Genomic DNA, 15885 nt, shown 5'->3' with positions numbered 1-15885 from the left:
GTATGCATTGCAGAGGGGGGTAACGGTGACAAGAGCGATTTGCTCCCCATTCGGGGACGAGGGACGATGGTACCGGTCCCATCGTCCCTCCTCGGGATCAGCCCTCGATCTTGCCGAAATCGGCGACGGTGTGGACCGCCGCCCGCACCCGCGCGAGCAGGTCGAGCCGGGCGGCGCGCTTCGTCGCATCCTGGTCGTTGACCGTCACCGAGTCGAAGAAGCCGTCGATCGGCGCGCGGAGGCTGGCGAGCGCGGCCATCGCCGCCTCGAAATCCTCCGCCGCCACCGCCCGCGCGGCGGCCGGCTCGGCCGTGTCGAGCGCGGCGAGCAGCGCCGCCTCCGCCGGCTCGGGCGTGTAGGTCATCGCCGCGCCGGTCGGTGCCTCATGCCCTTCCTTCTTCAGGATATTGGCGGCACGCTTGTAGCCGGCGAGCAGGTTCACGCCGTCCTCGGTCCGGATGAAGGCTTGCAGCGCATGGACGCGGGCGAGCAGGCGGACCAGATCGTCCTCGCCGCCCAGCGCGAACACCGCGTCGATCAGGTCGTGACGGATGCCGGCTTCGCGCTGCTGCACCTTGAGCCGGTCGGCGAAGAAGTCGAGCACGGCAAGGCCGACAGTGCGGCTGGTCTCGAACCGGCCGTCCAACGCGCGCGCATAGGCGGCATCGGCCTGACCGATCACTTGGCGGAAGGCGTCGGTGGCGACGGCGGGCTCCATCGCCATGGTCCGCATCAGCTGCTGCATGAACCGGGTCGCCTGCACCTCGGGCCGCAACGGCTGCCCGACCGGCGAGCGCCACGCCGCCTGCGCCGCGAGCGGCATCAACGCGACGCGCAGGCCGTTCTGCTGGATCAGCCGGATGATGCCGAGCGCCGCGCGCCGAAGCGCGAACGGGTCCTTCGATCCGGTCGGCTTCTCGTCGATCGCGAAGAAGGTCGCGATGGTGTCCAGCTTGTCGGCCAGCGCCACCGCCACCGTGACCGGGGCGGTCGGCACGTCGTCGCCCTGCCCGACCGGCTTGTAGTGATCGCGCACCGCCTCGGCGACCGCCGCATCCTCGCCCTGCGCGGCGGCATAATAGCCGCCCATCAGGCCCTGAAGCTCGGGGAACTCGCCGACCATGCCGGTGACCAGATCGGCCTTGGCCAGCCGCGCCGCGCGCTCCGCTTGGTCGGCGAGGTCAGGCGTGCCGACCACGCCTTCCTCGACCAGCCAGCGCGCCAGCTTCGCCACGCGATCGACCTTGTCGGCGACGCTGCCCAGCTTCTCGTGGAAGACGATCCGCTCCAGCTTCGCGGTCTGGTCGGCCAGCGGCACCTTCAGGTCGGTGTCGTAGAAGAAGCGCGCGTCGGACAGGCGCGCCGCCAGCACCTTGCGATTGCCCTCGACGATCTTCGCGCCGCCGTCGCTCGCCTCGATATTGGCGGTGCAGACGAAGGCGTTGGCGAGCGCGCCGGTGCCGACGTCGCGGCAGACGAAATATTTCTGGTTCACGCGCGCGGTGAGCTGGATCACCTCGGGCGGCACCGACAGATAGTCGGCGTCGAACCGGCCGAGCAGCGGTACGGGCCATTCGGTCAGCCCGGCATTCTCGGCGACCAGCCCTTCGTCCTCGACCAGTTGCAACCCCGCCTCGGTGGCGAGCGCGGCGGCGCGGCTGCGGATGATCGCGGCACGCTCGTCCTGGTCGACCAGCACATGGCAGGCGCGCAGCTTCTCGACATAGTCGTTGGCCGAGCCGATCGTGATCGGACCCGGATGGTGGAAGCGGTGGCCATAGGTGGCCGCGCCCGAGACGATGCCGGCGATCTCGGTCGCGATGATCTCTTCGCCGAACAGCGCGATGATGCCGTGCAGCGGGCGCACCCAGCGCAGGCTCTCGGTCGACAGCGAGGCATCGCCCCAGCGCATCGACTTGGGCCAGGGAAAGGCGCGGATGATCGCCGGGATCGCTTCCGCCAGCACCGCCGCCGTCGCGCGGCCGGGGCGTTCGGTGATCGCGAAGAGCACGCCGTCGCGCTCGACCAGCTGCTCGCGGGTCAGGCCGGTCTTGCGCAGGAAGCCTTCCAGCGCCTGGGGCGGGGCGGAAGCGCGCGGGCCCTTCACCTCTTCGGACACCGCCTCGGTCGCGTGCGGCAGGTCGCGCGCGATCAGGGCGAGCCGGCGCGGCGTCGCATAGGTGGTGAGCGCCCCGGCGGACAGGCCGGCCTTGGCGAGTTCGGCCGCGAACAGCCGCGCCAGATCCTCGCGCGCCTTGGCCTGCATCCGCGCGGGGATTTCCTCGGAGCGGAGTTCGAGAAGGAAGTCGGTCATGCTGTCCGGATCACTATCTTGAGGTCGCGCGGAAGGGCCATCATGCCGCCCACCCGTTCTTCTCCATCCACGCCGCGCAGCTCGCCTTTGCGAGGTCGCGGACGCGGCCGATATAGGCCTGGCGCTCCGCGACCGAGATCACGCCGCGCGCCTGTAGCAGGTTGAAGGTGTGGCTGGCCTTGATCGCCTGTTCATAGGCCGCGATCGGCAGCTTCGCCGCCAGGCTCCGCTCGCACTCCGCCGCCGATTTCCGGAACGAGTCGAACAGCGTGTCGGTATCGGCGACCTCGAAGTTCCAGGTCGACATCTGGCGCTCATTCTCCAGGAACACGTCGCCATAGCTCACGCCCGCGTCGTTGAACCGCAGGTCGTACACATTGTCGACGTCCTGGATGTACATCGCCAGGCGTTCGAGGCCGTAGGTCAGCTCGCCCGCGACCGGCTTCATGTCGAAACCGCCCATCTGCTGGAAATAGGTGAACTGCGTCACCTCCATCCCGTCGCACCAGACCTCCCAACCTAAGCCCCAGGCACCGAGCGTCGGCGACTCCCAATCGTCCTCGACGAAGCGGATGTCGTGCTTGGTCATGTCGACGCCGATCGCGGCGAGGCTGCCGAGATACAGGTCCTGCAGATCGGGCGGGCTGGGCTTCAGGATCACCTGATACTGGTAGTAATGCTGGAGCCGGTTAGGATTCTCGCCATAGCGGCCGTCGGTCGGCCGGCGACAGGGCTGGACGAAGGCGGCGTTCCACCGGTCCGGCCCCAGCGCGCGCAGCGTGGTGGCGGGGTGGAAGGTGCCGGCCCCCATTTCCATGTCATAGGGCTGGAGGATCACGCATCCCCGCTCGCTCCAGTAATCATGGAGCGCGAGGATCATCCGCTGGAAGGAAAGAGGCTGGGTCACGCCCGCGTCTCTGGCGAATGGGGCGTGGTCTGGCAAGCAGCAGCATGGGCGACTACATCGGCCCGCGATGCTACGCTCCTTCGCCTCCGCGCTCACCGCGATCGCCCTCACCCTGTCGCTGCCCGCCTGCGCGCAGACGCCCAAGGCCGCCGCCGCCGCGCAGGATGCCGATCCCGCGCTGTGGGTGGTGAAGGACAAGGACACCACCATCTATCTGTTCGGCACCATCCATGTGCTGAAGCCCGGCCTCACCTGGTTCGACGAGGCGGTGAAGACCGCGTTCGATCGGTCGCAGGAGCTGAAGCTGGAACTGGTGATGCCCGATCCGGCGGCGATGGCCTCGCTGGTCCAGGCGACCGGCACCGCCGCGCCCGGCACGCCGCCGCTCGGCGAACGGCTGCCCGCCGGCAAGCAGGCCGCCTTCCGCCGCGCCGTCACCGATCTCGGCCTGCCCGCCGACGCGCTCGACCGCTACAAGCCCTGGCTGGCGGCGACGCAGCTGTCGATCGCGCCGCTCTCCAAGCTCGGCTACGATTCGGCGAACGGGCCGGAGACGGTGCTGACCGAGGCGGCCAAGGCGGCGCACAAGCCGGTCACCGGGCTGGAGACGGCGGAGCAGCAGCTCGGCTATTTCAGCGGCCTGTCGGACAAAGCGCAGATTCAGTTCCTGGAAAGCACCGTCGACGAACTGCCGACCGTCGCCGACCAGATGACGCGGATGGTCGACGACTGGGCCGGCGGCAAGCCCGAGGCGCTGGCCGCCGAGATGAACGACAGCCTGAAAGACTCGCCCGAGGTCGCCAAGGTGCTGCTGGTCGACCGCAACAAGCGCTGGGCGCAGTGGATCAAGGATCGCATGGCGAAACCCGGCACCGTGTTCGTGGCGGTCGGCGCGGGCCACTTGGCCGGGCCCGATTCGGTGCAGGCGCAGCTCGCCCGGCTGGGGGTGAAGGCGCAGCGCATCCGCTACTGAGCGGCGGCCGCAACCTTGCCTTTTCGGGCGCGCCCCGCTATGCGCGCCCGCTTCCGGCCATGGTCATCCCTGGAGGCGTGGCGCGGAAGACACCTGTTCTTGGAGATTATCAATGAGCGACACCATTACGCTCGCCGCCGAGACGCGTGACCGGGTTGGCAAGGGAGCCTCTCGTGCACTGCGTCGTGACGGCCGCGTCCCCGCCGTCGTCTATGGCCTGAACAAGGAGCCGACCTCGATCCATCTCGAGGAGAAGGCCCTGACCAAGGCGCTGATGACCGGCCACTTCTTTACCTCGGTCATCATGGTCGACGGTCAGCGCGCGCTGGCCAAGGACGTGGCGTTCCACCCCGTCACCGACCGTCCGACGCATGTCGACTTCCTGCGCATCGGCGAGCATTCGACCGTCACGGTCGCCGTGCCCGTCGTGTTCGCGGACGAGGATGACTGCCGTGGCCTGAAGCAGGGCGGCGTGCTCAACATCACCCGTCACGAGGTCGAGCTGGTGGTCGATGCCGCCAGCATCCCGACCGAGCTGACCGTGTCGCTCAAGGGCCGCGAGATCGGCGACTCGATCCACATCTCCGACGTGACGCTGCCCAAGGGCGCGCAGCCGGCGATCGAGGATCGCGACTTCGCGATCGCCACGATCGTGCCGCCGACCGTCCCGACCGCCGCCGACGAGGCTGCGGATGCCGAGGCGGGCGTTGGCGTCAGCGAGGGTGGCGCGGAGGGCTGAGCCCCTTCCCCACTCCCACGCTTTCGGGGGCAGGGTGGCGGCGACGCTCCCCTGCCCCTTTTCGTTTCGAGCGCTTATTCATCTGGGGAGACGGGCGATGCAGATCTGGGCGGGGCTGGGCAATCCTGGCGCGCAATATGCGCTGCACCGGCACAATATCGGCTTCATGGCGATGGACGCGATCGCCGCGCTGCATGATTTCGGCCCGGTGAAGAAACAGTTCCAGGGCTGGACGCAGGAAGGCCGCATCGGGACCAAGAAGATCCTGCTGCTGAAACCCGCGACCTTCATGAACGACAGCGGCCGGTCGATCGGCGAGGCCTTGCGCTTCTACAAGCTCGACCTGTCGGCGCTGACCGTCTTCCATGACGAGCTCGACCTCGCCCCCTTCAAGGTCAAGGTGAAGACCGGCGGCGGCGCGGCGGGGCATAACGGCCTGCGCTCGACCGACCAGCATCTGGGCCAGGACTATCGCCGCGTGCGGCTGGGCATTGGCCATCCGGGGCACAAGGATCGCGTCACCGGCCATGTGCTGGGCAATTTCGCCAAGGCGGAGATGGATGCGCTGTCCGACCTCCTCGGCGCGGTGGCGGCCGAAGCGGGTCGGCTGGCCGAAGGCGACGACGTGCGCTTCATGAACGATGTCGCGCTGCGCCTGGGGTGACATTGCGCAAATGATAGTCGCTCGCAGAAAAGCATCGTCGTACATGCGAGCGAATTGCATCTTGCCGATAGATTTGAGAGTTACTTGCAGCTTGGGTGAGAGTGTTTCGCAACTGTTGATTTATGTTGATCCGGGAACTTTGCGGGCGTAACTGCCGTTTCAGCAAACAACGACCGCTCAACATCTAACGAGGAGACTCATCATGGCTCTCACCACTGCCGGCGCCGCCGCCTGCGCCAAGTGCAAGTTCTTCGACACCGAGGCTTCGAGCGAGCAGCTCGGCCTGTGCCGCTACAACCCGCCGATCAGCCAGCCGAGCGGCGACGCCGCTGGCGTCTGGCCGAAGGTCGAGGCGAATGACTGGTGCGGCCATTTCGAGGCGGCCGCGGCCTGATCCGCGCCTATTCTGGCTGAATGCAAAGGCCGGTCGCGACTCCCGTCGCGGCCGGCCTTTTGCTGTGCGCCGGTGATGGCGCGTGGCGACGTGGACCCGCCCCTCCATCTCCACCCTCTGTCGGAATGGCCTGATGGTCGTTGAAAACATGGCGCGAAATCCAGGTCGAACCGCCTCGCTCCTGCGCCCGGTCGTCACATCCCCATTTGACACCCCCACCGGCTTCTCTTACTAAGAGGCATTCTCATTAGCGAGTGCGTGCATGTACGATCTGATCGACCGCCCCGTCGCCGACCTGCCCCGTTTCGAACATGTCGTCCTCGATGAAACCCGGCGCTGGGTGCATGCCCTGACGCTGGCAGGAGCCGCACCGACGGTCCCGGCGGGCTTCACGGATCATGGCGGCCCGGTCGTCGCCCGCACCTTCGACTCGCTGATGCGCGATCTCGACCAGGGATCGACCGAGACCTTGGTGTTCGAGCGCCCCTGCCATTCCACGGTATCGGAGACCGAGGCCGTGATGCTCGGCCTGTGGCGACTCGTCCGCGCCGACCGCATCGCCGCCGCGCGTGCCGCCGCCGCCGGGCTGGTCGACGATGCCAGCGCGCGCCGCATCGTCGCGGCGATGGTCCGCATCGTCGGCACGGGCTTCGTCGCGCTCGACTGATCCGCCCATGGGGAAGGGTGATTGACGAAACACGGCGCTTCGCGTCAAGCGGGCGACCATGACGATCCGCACGCTCTTCCCCACCCTGCTCTACCAGGACGATCTCGGCGATGCCGGGCTGATCGAGGAACTGGAGCATAGCGTCCGCGCGCTGGCGGAGGACGATCGCGCCGGCCGCCGCTGGTGCAAGGACCATGGCTATCGCGGCTATACCAGCTACGCCTCGCTCGACGACCTGCCGATGCGCGATCCCGTCTTCGCCGATCTCAAGCGCAAGCTCGACAAGCATGTCGCCCGCTTCGCCGAGGCCTGCGCCTTCGACCTCGCCGGTCGCAAGCTCAAGCTCGACAGCCTGTGGGTCAACCTGCTCAAGCCCGGCGGCCATCATGCCGCGCACATCCATCCGCACAGCGTCGTGTCGGGCACGCTCTATGTCGCGATGCCGGCGGGCGCGGGTGGGCTGAAGCTGGAGGACCCGCGCCTGCCGATGCTGATGGCCGCCCCGCCCCGCCGCGCCGACGCGGCCGAGGGGATGCGCACCTTCGAGACGGTGACGCCCATGCCCGGCACCGTGCTGCTCTGGGAAAGCTGGCTGCGTCACGCAGTCGTAGACAATGCCGCCAAGGGCGACCGGATCAGCGTCAGCTTCAATTACCGCTGACCGCCGCCAATAGGAGTCGCGGCGCTGGCCTTTTGGCCACGGCGCGCGTATCGGCGCAGCATATTCCCCTTATCACAGGACGCGACGCATGGGTTTCCGCTGCGGCATCGTGGGCCTGCCCAATGTCGGCAAGTCCACCCTCTTCAACGCGCTGACCGAAACGGCGGCAGCGCAGGCCGCCAACTATCCCTTCTGCACGATCGAGCCGAATGTCGGCAACGTCGCCGTGCCCGATGACCGCTTGCAGAAGCTGGCCGCGACCGCCGGTTCCGCCAAGATCATCGAGACGCAGCTCGCCTTTGTCGACATCGCTGGGCTGGTCCGCGGCGCGTCCAAGGGCGAGGGGCTGGGTAACCAGTTCCTGGGCAATATCCGCGAGGTCGACGCGATCGTCCATGTCCTGCGCTGCTTCGAGGATGGCGACGTCACCCATGTCGAGGGCAAGGTCGACCCGATCGCCGATGCCGAGACGGTCGAGACCGAGCTGATGCTCGCCGACCTGGAGAGCCTGGAGAAGCGCGTCCCCAACCTCGTCAAGAAGGGCCAGCAGGGCGACAAGGAGGCCAAGTCAGCCGCCGTCGTGCTCGGCCGCGCGCTCGACCTGCTGCGCGACGGCAAGCCCGCGCGGCTGACCGTCGCCAACGACGCCGATGAGGAGCGCGCGCTGGCGCAGGCGCAGCTGCTGACCGGCAAGCCCGTCCTCTATGTCTGCAACGTTGACGAGGGCGATGCGGCGAACGGCAATGCGCACAGCGCCCGCGTGTTCGAGAAGGCCGCGGCCGAGGGCGCGCAGGCGGTGGTCGTCTCGGCGGCGATCGAAGCCGAGATCGCGACCATGCCGCCCGAGGAGCGCGGCGAGTTCCTGTCGGAACTGGGCCTGACCGAGACCGGCCTCGCCCGCGTGATCCGCGCCGGCTACACGCTGCTCGACCTGCTGACCTTCTTCACGGTCGGCCCGAAGGAAGCGCGCGCCTGGACCGTCGCGGTCGGGGCCAAGGCGCCCCAGGCGGCGGGCGAAATCCATACCGACTTCGAACGCGGCTTCATCCGCGCCGAGACCATCGCCTATGACGATTATGTCACGCTGGGCGGCGAGAGCGGCGCGCGCGATGCGGGCAAGCTGCGCTCCGAGGGCAAGGAATATGTCGTCCAGGACGGCGATGTGATGCTGTTCCGCTTCAACGTGTGATCGGTGTGTCGGGGGGGGCTTCGGCACTTCGCTCAAGGTAAGCGCCCGGCCCCTCGAAGCGTAATTTCGACATTCCGGCAGAGGCCGAACCTTTGCAAAATCCATCACGCCATCCCGGCGGAGGCCGGGATGGCGTTGGGGACGTTCCAGAGTCGATCGAAACCTTTCGTAACTGGACCCCGGCCTCTGTCGGGGTGGATCTGGCGGGGATGGGCCGTCGACTTTAGCAAAGGTGTCGCCTGCGCCGGAGTAGAGCATGGCAGGCGTGATCTCAGGCGGATCACCACCCCGCCCCTTGCCCACCCGCCGCCGCTGAAATATCTCCCGCGGCCATGACGATCCGCCTGATCTGCCTCGATGCCGACGACACGCTGTGGCACAATATGCGCTTCTTCCAAGAAACGGAAGCGGCGCTGGCGGCGATGCTGGCCCCCTTCGCGGATGGCCCGGCCGCACATGCCGCGCTGGAGGCGTGCGAGATCCGCAACCTCGCCCATTATGGCTATGGCGCGAAGAGCTTCACCCTGTCGATGATCGAGACCGCGCTGGAGCTGGGCGGCGACCGCCTGCCGGTATCGGTGGTGGCGGACATATTGGCGGCCGGCCGGCGGTTGCTCGCCCATCCGGTCGAACTGCTCGACGGGATCGGTGAGACGCTGGCCGCGCTGCACGCACGCGGGTCGCTGGTGCTGGTGACCAAGGGCGACCTGTTCCACCAGGAAGCGAAGATCGCCGCATCGGGCCTCGGAGACTATTTCGCCGCGATCGAGATCGTCAGCGACAAGACGCCCGCCACCTTCCACCGCCTGTTCGACCGCCACGGCGTCGCGCCGCACGAAACGGTGATGGCGGGCGACTCGCTGCGGTCCGACATCCACCCGGCGCTGACGGCGGGCGCCTGGGCCGCCTTCATCCCCCAGCCGCTCGCCTGGAGCCATGAACAGGCGGCGGTGCCGCTGGACCACGCCCGCTTCCGCCAGCTGGCGACGCTGGCGGACCTGCCCGACTGGATCGACCGGATCGGCAGCGACTGAGATCACGGCGAAAACGCCACGACAGCGTCATGGAGCGGCGATAGATGGGTCCAGATTGGACAGGATTTGATCGATGACCCGGTTGCCCGTTTTCGCCGCATTGCTGCTGTCGGCCTGTGCCCTGCCGGCCACGCCGCCGGCCTTGCCACCGGCAACCAATCCTTCCGCCCCGGCGATGACGGACACGCAGACCCCATCGTCACAGGCCCTCCGCGACCGGCCCGCCACCATCCTGGTATCGATCGACGGCTTCCGCCCCGACTATCTCCACCATGGCGACACGCCGCATCTCGACGCCATCGCGGCGGCGGGGGTGTCGGGCAGCATGTACCCCTCCTTCCCCTCCATCACCTTTCCCAACCATTATACGCTGGTCACCGGCCTGCGCCCCGACCGTAACGGCATCGTCTCCAACACGATGGAGGACCCGGCCAAGCCGGGCGCGCTGTTCCAGCTGAGTGATAGCAAGGTCACGCACGATCCCGACTGGTGGAACGAGGCGGAGCCGCTCTGGGTGACGGCGGAGCGGGCGGGCATCCTGTCGGGCACGATGTTCTGGCCGGGATCGGACCTGCCGATCCGGGGCGTGCGGCCGCATGACTGGATTCTGTACGACGCCGACTATACCGGCGCGCAGCGGGTACGGACCGTGCTGGACTGGCTGCGCCGCCCCGCCGGCGAGCGGCCGGGATTCATCACCCTCTATTTCGATACGGTCGACAAGACCTCGCACCATGACGGCTTCTACGCGCCGCAGAAGACAGCCGCGATCCGCGATGTCGATGCGCAGATCGGCGTGCTCCAGGCGGGGCTGGCGGAGATCGGCCGACCGGTCAATCTGGTGATCGTGTCCGACCATGGCATGGCCCCGGTGCCGATCGACCAGCGGATCGATCCCGCCAGCGTCGCGCCGCCCGCCACCACGCGTACCTTGGGCTGGGGGCCTTTGGTCGGCGTCTATCCCCGCGACGGCGTCGACCCGCGCACGCTCGACGCCTCGGTCGGCCGCCATGCGCATGACCAGTGCTGGCGTCGCGAGTCGCTTCCCGCCCGTTTCCACTATGGCCGCAATCCGCGCGTCGCGCCGGTCATCTGCCTGGCGGACACCGGATGGAGCTTCGCCGACCGGCCGGCCGACTATGTGCGGGGCGATCATGGCTATGACCCCCGCGACCCGGCGATGCGCGCGCTGTTCCTGGCGCAGGGGCCGGCCTTCCGGTCGGGGCGGCGGCTTGCGCCGTTCGACAATGTCGATGTCGCGCCGCTGCTCCGCGACCTGATCGGCCTGCCGCCGGGCCAGGGGCTGGACGGCACCGACCGCACCTTCCGCGCCGTCCTGCGTCCCGAGCGACTGGACCGCTGAGCCGATCTCTTACAGACTGTCCGCAAACACGGACAATTCGGGGAGAGGACCATGCGCTATTTCGAGGATTTGGTGGTCGGCGGCCGCGCCCGCTTCGGCGACTATGCGGTCACGCGCGAGGAGGTGCTGGACTTCGCGCGGCGCTACGATCCCCAGCCCTTCCATCTTGACGACGATGCCGCCGCCGCCACGCATTTCGGGCGGCTGGCGGCGTCGGGCTGGCACACGGCGGCGATGACGATGGCGATGCTGGTCGCACAGATGGGCCGGACGGCGGAGGCGTCACTCGGCTCGCCGGGACTGGACGAACTCAAATGGCTGCGCCCCGTCTATCCGGGCGATCGGCTGCGGGTGGAGACCGAGTTGCTCGAAAAGCGGCTGTCCGCCAGCCGGCCGGGCCTCGGCCTCACCAAATCGCGCACCACCACCTTCAATCAGGACGGCGTGGCGGTGATGACCTTCGTCGCCAATGGCATGATCCGCACCCGCCCTTCGGACGGGTGACGGAGACGATCATATTCGGGCGACGCCCGACAAGCGCTCGACATGGCCGCGATGATCGCCACCAAAGGCGCGATCGAGATAATAGCCGGCCAGCGTATAATGCGCCTTGGTGGCGGATGCTTCCGTCGACGTGCGCGCCATCCGCAATTCGGCCTCGGCGCGGGCATGATAATAGGCTTTGTCGTCCCTCATCGTTCAATCCTTGGTGGATGTCTCACGCTGTACTGGGCTTCTGGCCGACGCCATCATGCGCCAGTACCGCGCGGACTTCCTTCACAAATATTAGTTCTACGGCCAGATTGCCGCGCACGATCGCACGGTCGAGGCATCCGGTCGCCTCTTCATTATAGACGGCGCATGTCCGGTCAGCGCCGGCCGCGTCCCGGACGACCGCCCCCGCCGCGCGGACCACGCACGCCCTCGGGACGCGGGGCATAGACGGCCGGGGGGCGATAATCGCCGCCGGGTCGCACGGCGCCCGACGGACGCGGACCACGGATGCCATCGGGACGCGGCCGCCCGGGCTGGCCGAACCCGCCCCAGTCGGCGCGCGGACGACGGCCTTGTCCCCAGCCGCCATTATTGCCCCAGCCCTGGCGACGCCCCTGGCCGTACCAGGCGCGGCGACGATCCTGCCAATAGCGTTGCTGACGGCCATTCCAGTGATAGGCGCGGCGATCCTGGTCGAAGACATAGGCGCCGGTGCCGGGATAATAGAAATTGTCGTACCAGCCATAATAGCCCGGTGCGTAGCCCGGCCCGTACGGCCCGCCGGCATAGCCATATCCGGAGCCGTAACCGGCCCCATAGCCGGCATCCACGCCGCCATAGCCATAACCGTCCGCGCATCCGGCCACGGACAAGCCCAGCCCGACGAGCAATGCCGTCAGGCACGAGGATTTCAGGATCATCGGGAACCTCCGATACATGAGGCTCGCGGTTTCGAACGCACCGCCAGTCGGTCTATAACCCGGCGGGGCGGCGGCGGGTTCCACGCCTGTTCCGCGCACGAAAAAGGGCGAGGCCACCGGCCCCGCCCTTATGACTTGTACGAAACCCCTTTCGGATCAGTGCTTCACGTCGCGCCAGACATTCTGATAGGCGCCCCAGGCCAGGAAGCAGAAGATCAGCAGGAACACCACCGAGGCCAGGCCGGCGGCGTGGCGGCGCTCCAGCTTCGGCTCGGCGGTCCAGGTCAGGAAGGCGGCGACGTCGCGCGCCATCTGGTCCTTGGTCGCGCGGGTGCCGTCGGCATAGGGCACCTGACCGTCCGAGGTGAGCGGCGGCGGCATCGCGATGTTCAGGTTCGCGAACCAGGGGTTGTAGTGCAGCCCGGTCGGCGTCTTCGCGCCGGGGAACTTGCGGACCAGCTCGGCCGGCTGGGTGCGATAGCCCATCAGCAGCGCGTGGATGTAGTTGGTGCCGTCGTGCCGCGCCTTGGCCATCAGCGACAGGTCGGGCGGCAGCGCATTGTTGTTCGCCGCCCGCGCCGCGACCTCGTTGGCGAAGGGTGAGGGGAAACGGTCCGAGGGGATGTTCTTGCGGGTCGTGGCCTCGCCCGTCTCGGGGTTCACGCTGGGCTGCTCGATCGCCCACTGGCTGGCGATCGCCTTCACCTCGGGCTCGCTATAGCCCAGCTCGGTCAGGTCGCGGAACGCGACGAACTTCAGGCTGTGGCAGGCCGAGCAGACCTCCTTGTAGACCTGGAAGCCGCGCTGGAGCTGGCGGCGGTCGAACCGGCCGAAAAAGCCGTTCGACGACAGGCCGATATCCTCGGGATGCTGATGATAGATCGCCTCCGCCGTTTCCGGCGCGGGATCGGAAATGGCGGTGGCCACCGTGCCGAACAGCGCGATCGCCAGCACGCCGACAAAGGCGGCCCCGACCAATATGGAGATCAAGCGAACCATGGTCTGTTCTATCCTCTCGTCGGTTCGTCAGGCGATCGCGGTCTTGGCCGGGCTGGTGCCGCCATGTTTGGCCAGCACCGCTTCCGTGATCGATCCGGGCAGCGGACGCGGCCGCTCCGATGCGGCGACCAGCGGCAGGATGATGAGGAAATGCGCGAAGTAATAGGCCGCCGCGATCTGCCCCAGCACCACGTTGCGCGCGATCGGCTCCGCCCCGCCGACATAGCCGAGCACCAGCACGTCGAGCAGCAGCACGATCAGGAAGGCGCGGTATTTCGGCCGGTAATTGGCCGAGCGCACCGGCGAACTGTCCAGCCAGGGGAGGAAGAACAGCAGCAGGATCGAGCCGAACATCGCCAGCACGCCCCACAGCTTCGCCGGCAGGATGAAGTCGGCGGTGAAGCTCTTCAGGATCGCGTAGAAGGGCAGGAAATACCATTCGGGCACGATATGCGCGGGCGTCGAGAGCGGGTTCGCCTCGATATAATTGTCCGGATGGCCGAGCAGGTTGGGCGAGAAGAAGATCAGCAGCGCGAACAGCAGCAGGAACACGCCCAGCCCCACCGCATCCTTGGCAGTGTAATAGGGGTGGAAGGGTACGGTGTCCTGCTCGCCCTTCACATCGACGCCGGTCGGGTTGTTCGATCCGGGGATGTGCAGCGCCCAGATATGCAGGATGATGACGCCCGCGATCACGAACGGCAGCAGATAGTGGAGCGAGAAGAAGCGGTTGAGCGTCGCATTGTCCGGCGCGAAGCCACCGAGCAGCCAGACGCGGATCGACTCGCCGACCAGCGGGATCGCCGAGAAGAAGCCGGTGATGACCTGCGCGCCCCAGAAACTCATCTGCCCCCAGGGCAGCACATAGCCCATGAAGGCGGTGGCCATCATCAGGAGGAAGATGACGACGCCGAGCAGCCACACCATTTCGCGCGGGGCCTTGTACGATCCGTAATAGAGGCCGCGTCCGATATGGATGTAGACGACCAGCAGGAACATGGACGCGCCGTTGGCATGCGCATAGCGCAGGAACCAGCCGGCGTTGACGTCGCGCATGACGCTTTCGACCGAGCCGAAGGCGACGCCGGCATTGGCGGCGAAATGCATCGCCAGCACGATGCCGGTGACGATCTGGATCGCCAGCGCGGCCCCGGCGAGCACGCCGAAATTCCAGAAATAATTGAGGTTGCGCGGCACCGGATAGCCGGCGCCGACCGCATTGTAGACGAGCCGCGGCAATGGCAGCTTCTCGTCCAGCCACCGCATCAGCGGCTGCTTCGGCTCATAATGCTTCGCCCAGGGAAAGCTCATCGCGCGTCTCCTCAGCCGACCGTGACGGTCGTGGGGGAGTTGAAGTTATAGTCCGGCACCACGAGGTTCTTCGGGGCCGGGCCCTGGCGGATACGCGCGGCGGTGTCATAGGCGGAGCCGTGGCACGGGCAGAAATAGCCGCCGAACGGCCCGCGATTCTCGCCCTCGCCCGCGCCCAGCGGCACGCAGCCGAGATGGGTGCAGACGCCCAGCGTGATCAGCCAGTTCTCATGCCCCGCCTTGGTCCGCTCGGCGAGCGTCTGGGGATCGCGCAGCGTGTTGATCGGCACCGCATTGGCCTCGGCGATCTCCGCCGGGGTCAGGTTGCGCACGAACAGCGGCTGCTTGCGGAAGCTGGTCTTGATCGCCTGGCCGGGCTGGATCTTAGACAGGTCGACCTCGGTGGTCGACTGGGCCAGCACGTCGGCGGAGGGGTTCATCTGGTTGATCAGCGGTAGAACGACCGCGATCACGCCGACCCCGGCAAAGGACACGGCGGCGATGTTGATGAAGTCGCGGCGGCGCGGGTCGTGCACCTCCTCGGCGAGCAGCGCCGGGTCTTCACCGGGAGGAAGCCTATCGTCCACTGTCGCCATTCACCTACCCTCAGCCTGTTATGTTCGGGTATTCCCGACTGGTCCTTGTCCGGGCTGTCCCCGAATGAGGGTTCCGCCGTTCCCGCGGCGCACCCCAGCCTTTGTTAGACAAGGCGTGGCGGCTTTGCCAACAGCATTTTGGTTCGTTAAGACTTTGTCGGATTGATGCGATCCGGGTTAAGATCGGCCATGCGCCTCGCCCTGTTCGAACCCGATATCGCCGGCAATGTCGGCACGCTGATCCGCACCGCCGCCTGTTTCGACGCCGATGTCGATCTGATCGAGCCGATGGGCTTCCCCTTCGGCGAACGGGCGATGGCCCGCGCGGCGATGGATTATGCCCGGAGCGCCACCGTCACCCGCCATGCCGACTGGGCCGCGTTCGAGCGGACCGTCGCCAGGCGCATCGTGCTGCTGACGACGCGCGGAGCACAGCCGCTCTGGGATGTAGCATTCCGGCCCGACGACGTGTTGCTGCTAGGATCGGAGGGCGCCGGCGTGCCCGACCATGTCCATGAGCGTGCCGATGCGCGCGTGATGATCCCGATGCGGCCCGGTTTGCGTTCGTTGAACGTCGCGGTCGCCGGCGGTATCGCCTTGGCAGAAGCTCGACGCCAACTTCAATGAATGGGCATTCTGCTATTGAACAACTTATGTTG

The 15885-nt window shown here is 67.4% G+C and carries 18 protein-coding genes; 11 read left to right on the top strand and 7 right to left on the bottom strand.

What is annotated here, in order from left to right:
- Positions 1-97: 97 nt before the first annotated feature.
- Both glyS and QE452_RS01160 read right to left on the bottom strand, forming a co-directional pair.
- Positions 98-2314, bottom strand: a complete 2217-nt coding sequence (glyS, locus tag QE452_RS01165; RefSeq protein WP_309658323.1) for a glycine--tRNA ligase subunit beta — start codon at positions 2312-2314, stop codon at positions 98-100.
- A 40-nt stretch (positions 2315-2354) separates the two neighbouring features.
- Positions 2355-3194: a glycine--tRNA ligase subunit alpha gene (locus QE452_RS01160; RefSeq protein ID WP_309658614.1), complete on the bottom strand. Its 840-nt coding sequence runs from the start codon at positions 3192-3194 to the stop codon at positions 2355-2357.
- Positions 3195-3288: 94 nt separating this feature from the next.
- Here QE452_RS01160 and QE452_RS01155 point away from each other — a divergent pair, with 94 nt between their 5' ends.
- From QE452_RS01155 to QE452_RS01110, 10 genes are all read left to right on the top strand, one after another.
- Entirely contained in the window at positions 3289-4194 is a 906-nt protein-coding gene (locus QE452_RS01155) for a TraB/GumN family protein (protein WP_309658322.1), read from the top strand.
- Between the two features lie 112 nt (positions 4195-4306).
- Positions 4307-4933: a 50S ribosomal protein L25/general stress protein Ctc gene (locus QE452_RS01150; protein WP_125994921.1), complete on the top strand. Its 627-nt coding sequence runs from the start codon at positions 4307-4309 to the stop codon at positions 4931-4933.
- 97 nt (positions 4934-5030) lie between these two features.
- Positions 5031-5597 (top strand): aminoacyl-tRNA hydrolase, encoded by a 567-nt coding sequence (gene pth, locus QE452_RS01145; RefSeq protein ID WP_309658321.1) that lies wholly within the window; start codon positions 5031-5033, stop codon positions 5595-5597.
- A 202-nt stretch (positions 5598-5799) separates the two neighbouring features.
- The gene (locus QE452_RS01140) at positions 5800-5991 is read left to right on the top strand and encodes a hypothetical protein (protein ID WP_125994923.1); all 192 of its coding nucleotides are present in this window, start codon (positions 5800-5802) and stop codon (positions 5989-5991) included.
- 262 nt (positions 5992-6253) lie between these two features.
- Positions 6254-6658, top strand: coding sequence for a hypothetical protein (locus QE452_RS01135; protein WP_309658320.1), 405 nt, complete (start codon positions 6254-6256; stop codon positions 6656-6658).
- A gap of 58 nt (positions 6659-6716) precedes the next feature.
- Positions 6717-7319, top strand: a complete 603-nt coding sequence (locus QE452_RS01130) for a TIGR02466 family protein (protein WP_309658319.1) — start codon at positions 6717-6719, stop codon at positions 7317-7319.
- 88 nt (positions 7320-7407) lie between these two features.
- On the top strand, positions 7408-8508 hold the full coding sequence (ychF, locus tag QE452_RS01125) for a redox-regulated ATPase YchF (protein WP_309658318.1): 1101 nt from the start codon (positions 7408-7410) through the stop codon (positions 8506-8508).
- Between the two features lie 332 nt (positions 8509-8840).
- Positions 8841-9542 (top strand): HAD family hydrolase, encoded by a 702-nt coding sequence (locus QE452_RS01120; RefSeq protein ID WP_309658317.1) that lies wholly within the window; start codon positions 8841-8843, stop codon positions 9540-9542.
- Between the two features lie 73 nt (positions 9543-9615).
- Positions 9616-10905, top strand: coding sequence for an ectonucleotide pyrophosphatase/phosphodiesterase (locus QE452_RS01115; RefSeq protein WP_309658316.1), 1290 nt, complete (start codon positions 9616-9618; stop codon positions 10903-10905).
- A gap of 51 nt (positions 10906-10956) precedes the next feature.
- Positions 10957-11409, top strand: a complete 453-nt coding sequence (locus tag QE452_RS01110) for a MaoC family dehydratase (protein ID WP_309658315.1) — start codon at positions 10957-10959, stop codon at positions 11407-11409.
- Positions 11410-11418: 9 nt separating this feature from the next.
- Here the strand turns inward: QE452_RS01110 and QE452_RS01105 are convergent, their stop codons facing one another.
- The 5 genes from QE452_RS01105 to petA form a co-directional block, all read right to left on the bottom strand.
- Complete coding sequence (locus QE452_RS01105) at positions 11419-11601, bottom strand: hypothetical protein (RefSeq protein ID WP_125994930.1); 183 nt, start codon at positions 11599-11601, stop codon at positions 11419-11421.
- A 173-nt stretch (positions 11602-11774) separates the two neighbouring features.
- Complete coding sequence (locus tag QE452_RS01100) at positions 11775-12320, bottom strand: hypothetical protein (protein WP_309658314.1); 546 nt, start codon at positions 12318-12320, stop codon at positions 11775-11777.
- 156 nt (positions 12321-12476) lie between these two features.
- On the bottom strand, positions 12477-13319 hold the full coding sequence (locus QE452_RS01095; RefSeq protein ID WP_309658313.1) for a cytochrome c1: 843 nt from the start codon (positions 13317-13319) through the stop codon (positions 12477-12479).
- Between the two features lie 27 nt (positions 13320-13346).
- Positions 13347-14630, bottom strand: a complete 1284-nt coding sequence (locus QE452_RS01090) for a cytochrome b N-terminal domain-containing protein (RefSeq protein ID WP_309658312.1) — start codon at positions 14628-14630, stop codon at positions 13347-13349.
- A gap of 11 nt (positions 14631-14641) precedes the next feature.
- The gene (gene petA, locus QE452_RS01085; RefSeq protein WP_309658311.1) at positions 14642-15226 is read right to left on the bottom strand and encodes a ubiquinol-cytochrome c reductase iron-sulfur subunit; all 585 of its coding nucleotides are present in this window, start codon (positions 15224-15226) and stop codon (positions 14642-14644) included.
- Between the two features lie 189 nt (positions 15227-15415).
- On the opposite strand from petA, the gene QE452_RS01080 reads away from it, so the two are divergent.
- Positions 15416-15853 (top strand): tRNA (cytidine(34)-2'-O)-methyltransferase, encoded by a 438-nt coding sequence (locus QE452_RS01080; protein ID WP_309658310.1) that lies wholly within the window; start codon positions 15416-15418, stop codon positions 15851-15853.
- Positions 15854-15885 lie beyond the last annotated feature (32 nt).

It is taken from the genome of Sphingomonas sp. SORGH_AS_0438 (assembly GCF_031453475.1).
Lineage (GTDB): Bacteria > Pseudomonadota > Alphaproteobacteria > Sphingomonadales > Sphingomonadaceae > Sphingomonas.
Note: the sequence above shows the minus strand (reverse complement) of the source record. Positions and strands in the feature narration are given on the sequence as shown.